The sequence below is a fragment of the Steroidobacter sp. genome (assembly GCF_016790065.1).
In the GTDB taxonomy this organism is placed as follows: domain Bacteria; phylum Pseudomonadota; class Gammaproteobacteria; order Steroidobacterales; family Steroidobacteraceae; genus Steroidobacter.
In genome coordinates, this window is sequence record NZ_JAEUPY010000688.1 from 1 (window position 1) to 7,613 (window position 7,613).

7 protein-coding genes are annotated in these 7,613 nt (G+C 59.5%); 1 reads left to right on the forward strand and 6 read right to left on the reverse strand.

Annotation, left to right across the window (positions count from 1 at the left end):
- The 5 genes from JNL55_RS28390 to JNL55_RS28410 form a co-directional block, all read right to left on the reverse strand.
- On the reverse strand, positions 1-277 hold a 277-nt coding region (locus JNL55_RS28390; protein WP_293862639.1), incomplete at its 3' end, for a RidA family protein.
- Positions 278-301: 24 nt separating this feature from the next.
- On the reverse strand, positions 302-781 hold the full coding sequence (locus tag JNL55_RS28395) for a VOC family protein (RefSeq protein WP_293862641.1): 480 nt from the start codon (positions 779-781) through the stop codon (positions 302-304).
- A gap of 33 nt (positions 782-814) precedes the next feature.
- Positions 815-1,603: a cyclase family protein gene (locus JNL55_RS28400; protein WP_293862643.1), complete on the reverse strand. Its 789-nt coding sequence runs from the start codon at positions 1,601-1,603 to the stop codon at positions 815-817.
- 25 nt (positions 1,604-1,628) lie between these two features.
- The gene (locus tag JNL55_RS28405; RefSeq protein ID WP_293862645.1) at positions 1,629-2,549 is read right to left on the reverse strand and encodes a dihydrodipicolinate synthase family protein; all 921 of its coding nucleotides are present in this window, start codon (positions 2,547-2,549) and stop codon (positions 1,629-1,631) included.
- 86 nt (positions 2,550-2,635) lie between these two features.
- Positions 2,636-3,946: an amidohydrolase family protein gene (locus tag JNL55_RS28410; protein ID WP_293862647.1), complete on the reverse strand. Its 1,311-nt coding sequence runs from the start codon at positions 3,944-3,946 to the stop codon at positions 2,636-2,638.
- 226 nt (positions 3,947-4,172) lie between these two features.
- Between JNL55_RS28410 and JNL55_RS28415 the strand changes: the two genes are divergently transcribed.
- Positions 4,173-5,528: a sodium-dependent transporter gene (locus JNL55_RS28415; protein ID WP_293862649.1), complete on the forward strand. Its 1,356-nt coding sequence runs from the start codon at positions 4,173-4,175 to the stop codon at positions 5,526-5,528.
- Positions 5,529-5,894: 366 nt separating this feature from the next.
- Here JNL55_RS28415 and JNL55_RS28420 read toward each other — a convergent pair.
- Positions 5,895-7,613, reverse strand: a 1,719-nt coding sequence (locus tag JNL55_RS28420; protein ID WP_293862651.1) for a TonB-dependent receptor, incomplete at its 5' end; no start/stop codon positions are given.

Genomic DNA, 7,613 nt, shown 5'->3' on the forward strand with positions numbered 1-7,613 from the left:
GGCCGAGTTTGTCTGGCGTGTGATTCACGACATACGTGCGAATCCGAACTACGTCGGCCGGCGTGCAGCCCGCAGCTTTCAACACCGCTTTTAAGTTCTCCAACGCCTGACGCGTTTGCGCGGCCAGATCGGAGCCACCAACCACATTGCCTTGCGCATCCCACGCGACCTGTCCGGCGAGATGCAATGTCTTGCTGCCCTTCTGCAAGGACGCGTGCGAAAAGCCGTAGCGCACGCTGTCGTAGAGCTCGGGCGGATTGATACGTTCGACGCTCATGATGATTCCTCTGTCGCCGGCAGCTCAGTCCACCAGCTCGAATTGATGTCCCCACGGATCGGCCACGTAGATATTCTTTTTGCCCGCCAGTGGGCCGGCATCCATCGCAATGGTTTCCAGCACCTTGCAACCTTTCTGTTTGAGCCACGCCGCCGCAGCGTCGACATCTGCAACCAGCAGCGCGACGTGATGGCCGCCGAGATCGCAATTGCGCGGCATGGTCTTGTTACGATCGCTCGGCTTGTCGTACTGGACCAGCTGCACTTTCAGGTTCGGCGCCAGCTGCAACATGGCCAAGCTGAGTTTCGCGCCCTTCACGCCGACATGCGTTTCCATCCAGTCCTTGCCATCGGGCCCAGTGGGAATGTCGGCCGCGTCGATGGGCCCGACCTGGAACAGCACACTCGCGCCGAACGCATCCTTGTAGAACGCCAGCGCCGCTTCCAGATCCGGCACGGTGCGAGAGACATGATCGACAGCGAGAAATTCAGGTCGAGCGGCCATGAACGCAACTCCACTACCAAGGTTTGTGACCCGTCATCCCGGAATGAGCGCAAGCACTCGCAACGGACTGCCCGAGCCATTGACGATCTTCAACGGTGGCGCAATCACCACCGCGCCCGTGGCTGGCAGCTGATCCAGATTCATCGAGCTCGCCAAGCCAAAGCGGTTCGCCCCGTGCATCAACGTGTGACAAGGAAACATCGGATTGAAGGTCGCCGCCTGCCCAGCGTCGGTGCCCACGGTTTCCACGCCGACGCCCAGAATGTCCCGTTGCTTGGTCAGAAACGGCAGGCAGTCCGGATGAAAGCCCGGCGTGTGCGGACCGTCTTCACGAATATTCAAGAATTTCTCGGCACCGGTGCGCTTGGACCAGTCCGTGCGAATCAACAACCACGCGCCTTTGGGAATGCGCCCGTGCTTCGCCTCCCACGCTTCGATCACTTCGGTGGTGACCAGAAAGTCGACGTTCTCGCGCACTCGATCGCTGACATCCACCACGCACGCTGGACCGATCAGCTTCTGCACGGGAATGTTATGCGTGGCATTCTCGGGATAATCTTTGCCGGTGACCCAGTGAATGGGCGCGTCGAAATGCGTGCCGGTGTGCTCACCGCAAGCGATGTTGTTCCAGTACCAGCCTGGACCGCGCTCGTCGTAACGTGAGATTTCTTCCAACGAGAACGGCTTGGAAGGTGCGAACTGCGGCGGCAGCTGAATGGTCGGAGTGGCCGGCTCCAGCGGCACCGTCAGGTCCACGACCTTGATGCCTCCATCGAGAATGCCAGCCGCTAGAGAGGCGAGCACCGCGGAATGATCGGCCATGACACGCTCCTTAGTTCAAGTCCGCCTACGCACTAACCTTACCCAACTTCACCAATATTTCTCTCACCGCGCGCACACCATCCGCTTCCAGCGGCAATAGCGGTCGTCGCGGAAAGCCACCGGGCAACCCCAATTCGTTGAGCGCCGCTTTGAAGATGGCCTGTGCCGAACCGAAGCGCCCGGTGTAGTCGGTGTTGAACCAGGCACGCATCAGCACTTCGTTTCTATCACCCAATTGGCGCGCGCGGGGAATATCGTTGTCCCAAATGGCATTGAAGTAGCCAGGCAGTTCACGACCCAGCACAGCGCCCGCACCCATGGTGCCGTCGGCACCTTGTTGAACCAACAGAATGCCCAGATCGTTCATCGGCACCCCGAACACGCGCACCTTGTCCTTCAATGCAAACAACACATCAACGAAGTGACGCAGGTCGGCCGTGGAATTCTTGATCGCAACGACATTCGACAACTCGGCGATCTCACGTAGCAAATCGAGCGACATGTCGACGTTGGTGCCGGGCGGCCAGTTATAAACACAGATGGGCAACGACACCGCATCGTTGACCTCTCGGTAGAACGCCAGAATCTCACGATTGGTCGGCACCATATACGGCGGCGGCGTGACCAGAATGCCGTTGAACCCGTGTTCCGCTGCAAGCTTGGCGTGGGCTGCAACTTCGCCCGAGGTGTAACCGCTGCAACCTGCGATGATGGGTATCTTGCCGCCGAGCTTGCGCCCCACCGCCTGCATCAGTTGCTTGCGCTCAGCCTGGTTAATCGTGAACCACTCGCCTTGCGTCCCACCGATGATGATGCCGTGCATGCCCTCTTGATGCAGCCACTGCAACAGCCGATCCAGGGCGTCCAGATCGAGCGCACCCTCACCGGTGAACGGTGTGGTGATTGCCGGGATGTATCCCCGCCACTGGACCGAATGCCTGTCCATACATTGACCTTCTAAGCTTCGACGACTGACACGCTAAGAAGAATGCCGAGCCGGTTCAATAGTCCCACGCGGCCATTACGTTGCGTTCACGGCAACGGTTGGTCATGACGCACCACTTGGCCGCCTTTCATCACAAAGCCGATGGTTCTGAGCGCGGCGATGTCCTGTGCGGGATTGGCGCTCACGGCGATGATGTCGGCGTACTTGCCAGGTTTCAGCGAACCCACGTCCTTTTCCATCTCCAGCATGGTCGCGGGCTTCAACGTCGCGGCCTGCAGCGCCTGCAATGGCGTCATGCCGGCAGCCACATAAAGTTCAGCCTCGCGCACCGTCGCCGTCGTGCCCGCATTCGGCTCGAAGGGAAATTGATCGGTGCCGAGCGCGATGTTGACGCCAAGCTTGACCGCCGTTTGCAACATCTTGTGATGGTCGACGCGAGTGCTCCGCACGCGCTCGAGGTACCAGGGCGGCGAGCCGATTTTTCGGTAGAACTCCAGCGCACCCTCATCGGTCACCACCGCGGTCGGCACCAGCCACGCGCCTTGAGCCTTCATGGTGCGCAGTTGTTTCTCCGTCAGGTGATACGCGTGCTCGAAACAATCGATGCCGAGCGCCAGGGCTTCATCGGCGGCAATCGGCGAGCCATTGTGAGCTGTCACCTTCGCACCATTACGATGCGCCACTTCGATCACCGTCTTCATCTCATCATGCGTCATGGTCGACGCCGAGATGCTGCCGTGTGAATCGGAAATGCCGCCGGAGATGGCGACCTTGATCCAGGTCGCCCCATTCTTGATCTGTTGACGCACGGCCTTGGCCAGCTCGGCGGGACCGTCGGCTTCGAGGAAGCCATGCCCGCCCGTCGTCGCAATGATCTCGCCAGCCGATTGAATGCGCGGCCCCAGCGCAGTGCCGCCATCGATGGCCGCCTTCAACGCAAAGTCACTGCCATGCTCTTCGCCGACCATCCTCACCGTCGTCACGCCTGCATACAACGATTTGCGTGCGTTCTCGGCCATGCGCAGCACCAGCTGCATGTCAGTCTCATTCTCCAACGCCGCGCCAGCTGGGCCGGGCAACTTCAATCCAAAATGGGTATGCATGTTCAGCAGGCCCGGCGCGAGCCACTTACCGTCCATGCGAATGGTGTGTGCGTCGGCCGGGATGCTGGTGGTCGCCGCCGGACCCATAGCTTTGATACGGTCGCCTTCGATGACTACGACGGCATTCGGAATGGTAGAGCCATCTTCGACGTTGATTACCGAAGCTCCGACGATGGCAACCGTGCCCTGCTGAGACGCCGCCTGCGTGAAAACCGCAGTGGGCACAGCAACTGCCAGTGACGCCTTGAGCATCACCGCGGCCAGCAGGATCGAGCGCTTACACCATCGCCACATCATTCTTCTCCTCGGCCGAACCGTTGCGGTCGTGGCCCTATCATGAAGCGCCCACCCTCCAGGTCAATCTGGACATCAGCCGAAGTTTGTTGCCCTCAGCGCAACGATGCAGCGGGGTCCAGTGCATTGAACCCACCTTGCCACCGCTGCAAGCTGGTTCCGGCCGCCTCGCCATAACCAACTCACCCGCGCGGCCGCAGGTCATTCCAAGCACCGCAGGTCATTCATGAGTGCGCGACACTGGTCCTCGAACCTCCTGTTCCTGATCATCGCCATCGGCACCGAAGCCGGCATCGCCAATGTGTGGAAGTTCAGCTACCTGGCCGGCGCCAATGGCGGCGGCTTGTTCGTGGCGCTGTATTCCCTGGCGTTGTTCCTGATCGCCATCCCGGCCTTGATGGCCGAAATGCTGATCGGCCGGCACGGCGGTAAGAGCGTCGTCGGCAGCATGAATGTACTGGTGACGCGGGACGGACTTTCTCCCTTTTGGAAGTCCTTCGGTGTGCTGGCTACCGCCAGTGTGATCTTGATCCTGAGCTACTACTTCGTGATCTGCGGCTGGATGCTCGACTACTTCGTCTTCGGCCTGCGCGGCGGCTTCAAAGGCATCGACGCGGCCGGCGCCGCTTCGGCCTACCAGGAGATGCTGTCCAGCCCGTCGCGGATGTTGCTGTTCTCCGGAATCATCATTGCGACGACCGCGGTCGTGATCGCTCGCGGCATCAATAAAGGCATTGAACGGGTGTCGGGCGTGTTGACGCCGCTGCGGTTTGTGATTTTGTTTCTGCTGCTCATCTACTCTGCAATCCTTGCCGATTTCTCGCGGGCGGCCAGCTTTCTGTTCAGCGTCGACTTGAGCAAGCTTACCGCTGGCGTGGTCGTTACCGCGTTCGGGCAGGCGTTCTTCTCTTTGGGCATCGGCGTTGGCGTCATGATGATGATGGGCGCCTACATGAAGCGGGAGTACTCCATTACTCGCGCGGTGCTCACTGTGGCTGTCGCTCAGGGCTTGGTTGCTTTGATTGCCGGGCTTTCCATCTTTCCTCTGGTGTTTACCTACGGCCTCGAGCCGACTCAAGGGCCGGGGTTGATCTTCGTTACGCTGCCGGTTGCGTTTGGGCAGATGCCTTATGGGCAGGTTTTCGGGACGCTGCTCTTCTTACTACTTTCCTTCGCTGCGCTGACCGCGACTATTGTGATTCAGGAGCCAATCGTTGCGGCCCTTGAGGAGTACACCAGTTGGTCGCGGCCAGCTTTGGCCTATACCACTGGGTTTGTTATTTGGTTGATGGGGTTTGTTACGGTGCTGTCGTTCAATCACTGGAGCGATGTGCATCCTCTGCAGTGGCTAGGTTTCGAGTCGACGCGGACACCGTTCGAGGTACTCGACTATCTCACGTCGAACTTAATGATGCCGTTGGGAGGATTGATGGTCGCTCTCATCGCCGGCTGGGCTTTGTCACGCACCGCTGTTCGCGATGAACTAGACCTTGGCGACGGCCTGGCTTTCAAACTCTGGTACGCCGCCACGCGCTATCTGGTACCGATTGCCATCCTGGTTATCTTCTACTCGGTGCTTTAAGAGAAGGCCGTCTTCACAGGGGAAAGAGCGCTGCCGCAAGGGCTCGGCAAGCGCGACCCCGCACGCAACCACGGCGGCGCAGTGCGCGCCCCGCAAGCTGAGATGAGCTGTAGGCAGCGCCAGGGGGAGAGGTGTCCCTCCCGGCGCATAAAACGACATGGATGTCGTTTTCTGAGCGCCACAGGGACGTGAAGAAAACGATCCCTCGGGACAAAGGGCTATGCGCGTCGCCGGGAGGGACACCTCTCCCCCTGGCGCTGCGAACCACCGACGCAACCGAAGCAAAAAAACAAGGCCGACGCCCAAACAAGGAACGCCGGCCAAAAACAGCCACAAAGAAGCCGCGAGATCGTGCTGGGTCGAAACCTACTGAAACTTATAACTCACACTCACACCAAACACTCGCGTGGACGGTTCCAACTGAACGCCACTATAGAAAGCCTTCTCATACGTATTCGAGAAATAATCCTCATCGAACACATTCTCCGCATACGCCACCACCCGCAACTTCTCCCCTTGCACACCTATGCGAAGGTTGGTCACATCGTAGCTAGGAGCAATGAACGGCCAGCTGTAATACCGATAAACGTAAGGATTCGACAAAGTCTCATCCCGATAATTCCACTCCGCCCGGGCGAACGCTTCGAAGGTGGATGAGATGGGCATGGTGTACTGACCCTGCACACCGGCCGTCCAACGCGGCGCATCCACCAGCGGTTTACCGGACAGATCGAGCACCAACCCGTCGATCAACGCCGCAGGATAGTCTTCGTAGTTGGCCTTCAAATACCCAACCTGCGCACTCAACTTGAACCGCTCCGTCACCGCGGCATCGGCACTCACCTCAGCGCCGTAGCTCCTCGCCTTGGCCGCATTCGCAATACCGCTGACCGCTCGAATCGAGCCGTTGTCCAAGTATTGGAACCGAATCAACTGCTGCACATCCTTCCAATCCATGTAGAACAGCGTGCCATCCAACCGCAGCCGGCGACCGAACAAGTCCAGCTTCACGCCGGTCTCGTAGTTCCACAGGATCTCCGGCTTGAACTCATTGCTCAGGTTGATGTTGTTGCTGCTCTGAGTGCCGCCCGACTTGAAGCCGCGCGACGCCGTCGCATACACCAACACATTCGACGCCGGCTCCCAGCCAATGGTGAAGCGTGGCGAGAAGTCGTCGAAATCGACCGTGCGGTCATTGATACCAGTGAGCACCTGGTTAGAGCGCGTCACCGCATACGTATCGATTTCCTCATACGAGTAGCGACCGCCGAGCACCATGTGCCACTTCTCCGCAAACCGCCAGGTGGCCTGGCCGAACACCGCCCAGTACTTCGACGACGCGACCGAATCGCCGCCCGTCACTTCGAAGCCTTCAGGGAAGTTCTGCGGGCTGTCGGCACCGTGATAGGTCGACTGATCCATCACACCCTCATCCTTGCCGATGGACGCGCCGATGCTCCACTCGAGCTTCTGCGTCCCGAGCGACTGCAGCCGCAGCTCGCCGCTGGTGGACTTGCGATTCAACAACAGATCTTCGTAATAGAAGTCCGGACTACCGCCGTCCACGTCACCGTAGTTGAACACGTCCGACTCGATGCGCCCCGCCACCGCGGTCAACGCCATGGTGTCGAACTCATAAACCGCTCGCGTGCTGGCGTATTTGTACTCACTGCCCACGCTTTGCGGCCGATTGAAGTTCACCCGGTCATCGTTGCTCGGATAGAAGCCGACGCCGTCTGGATTGGTGACGTTACCCTGCGCATTGCCATAGTAGACCGCTCGCCAAGTCGCGGTGATGAAGCCAGTAGGCACGCCGACGCGCATGCCGGTTTCTTCGTCGCTATAGCTGTACGAGAAGTCCCACGTGAGTCGATCGTTCGGCGTCAGGCGGGCCTGCACACGAGCCGTCTTGTAGTCGGAATCGTTGCCGCCACCGATGGGATTGATGTTCTTGATCCAGCCGTCCGATTCCTCGATCTGGCCGGACGCACGGATTGCGAAAACGCCATCCACGATGGGAATATTCACGACGCCGTGCCCGGCGCGCGTGTCATGACTGCTGTAGTCGAGCCCGATCTCGCCATA

Coding starts and splice junctions, on each gene's coding strand:
- JNL55_RS28410 (WP_293862647.1), bottom strand. CDS start 3,946: ATGTGGCGATGGTGTAAGCGCTCGATCCTGCTGGCCGCGGTGATGCTC.
- JNL55_RS28405 (WP_293862645.1), bottom strand. CDS start 2,549: ATGGACAGGCATTCGGTCCAGTGGCGGGGATACATCCCGGCAATCACC.
- JNL55_RS28400 (WP_293862643.1), bottom strand. CDS start 1,603: ATGGCCGATCATTCCGCGGTGCTCGCCTCTCTAGCGGCTGGCATTCTC.
- JNL55_RS28395 (WP_293862641.1), bottom strand. CDS start 781: ATGGCCGCTCGACCTGAATTTCTCGCTGTCGATCATGTCTCTCGCACC.
- JNL55_RS28415 (WP_293862649.1), top strand. CDS start 4,173: ATGAGTGCGCGACACTGGTCCTCGAACCTCCTGTTCCTGATCATCGCC.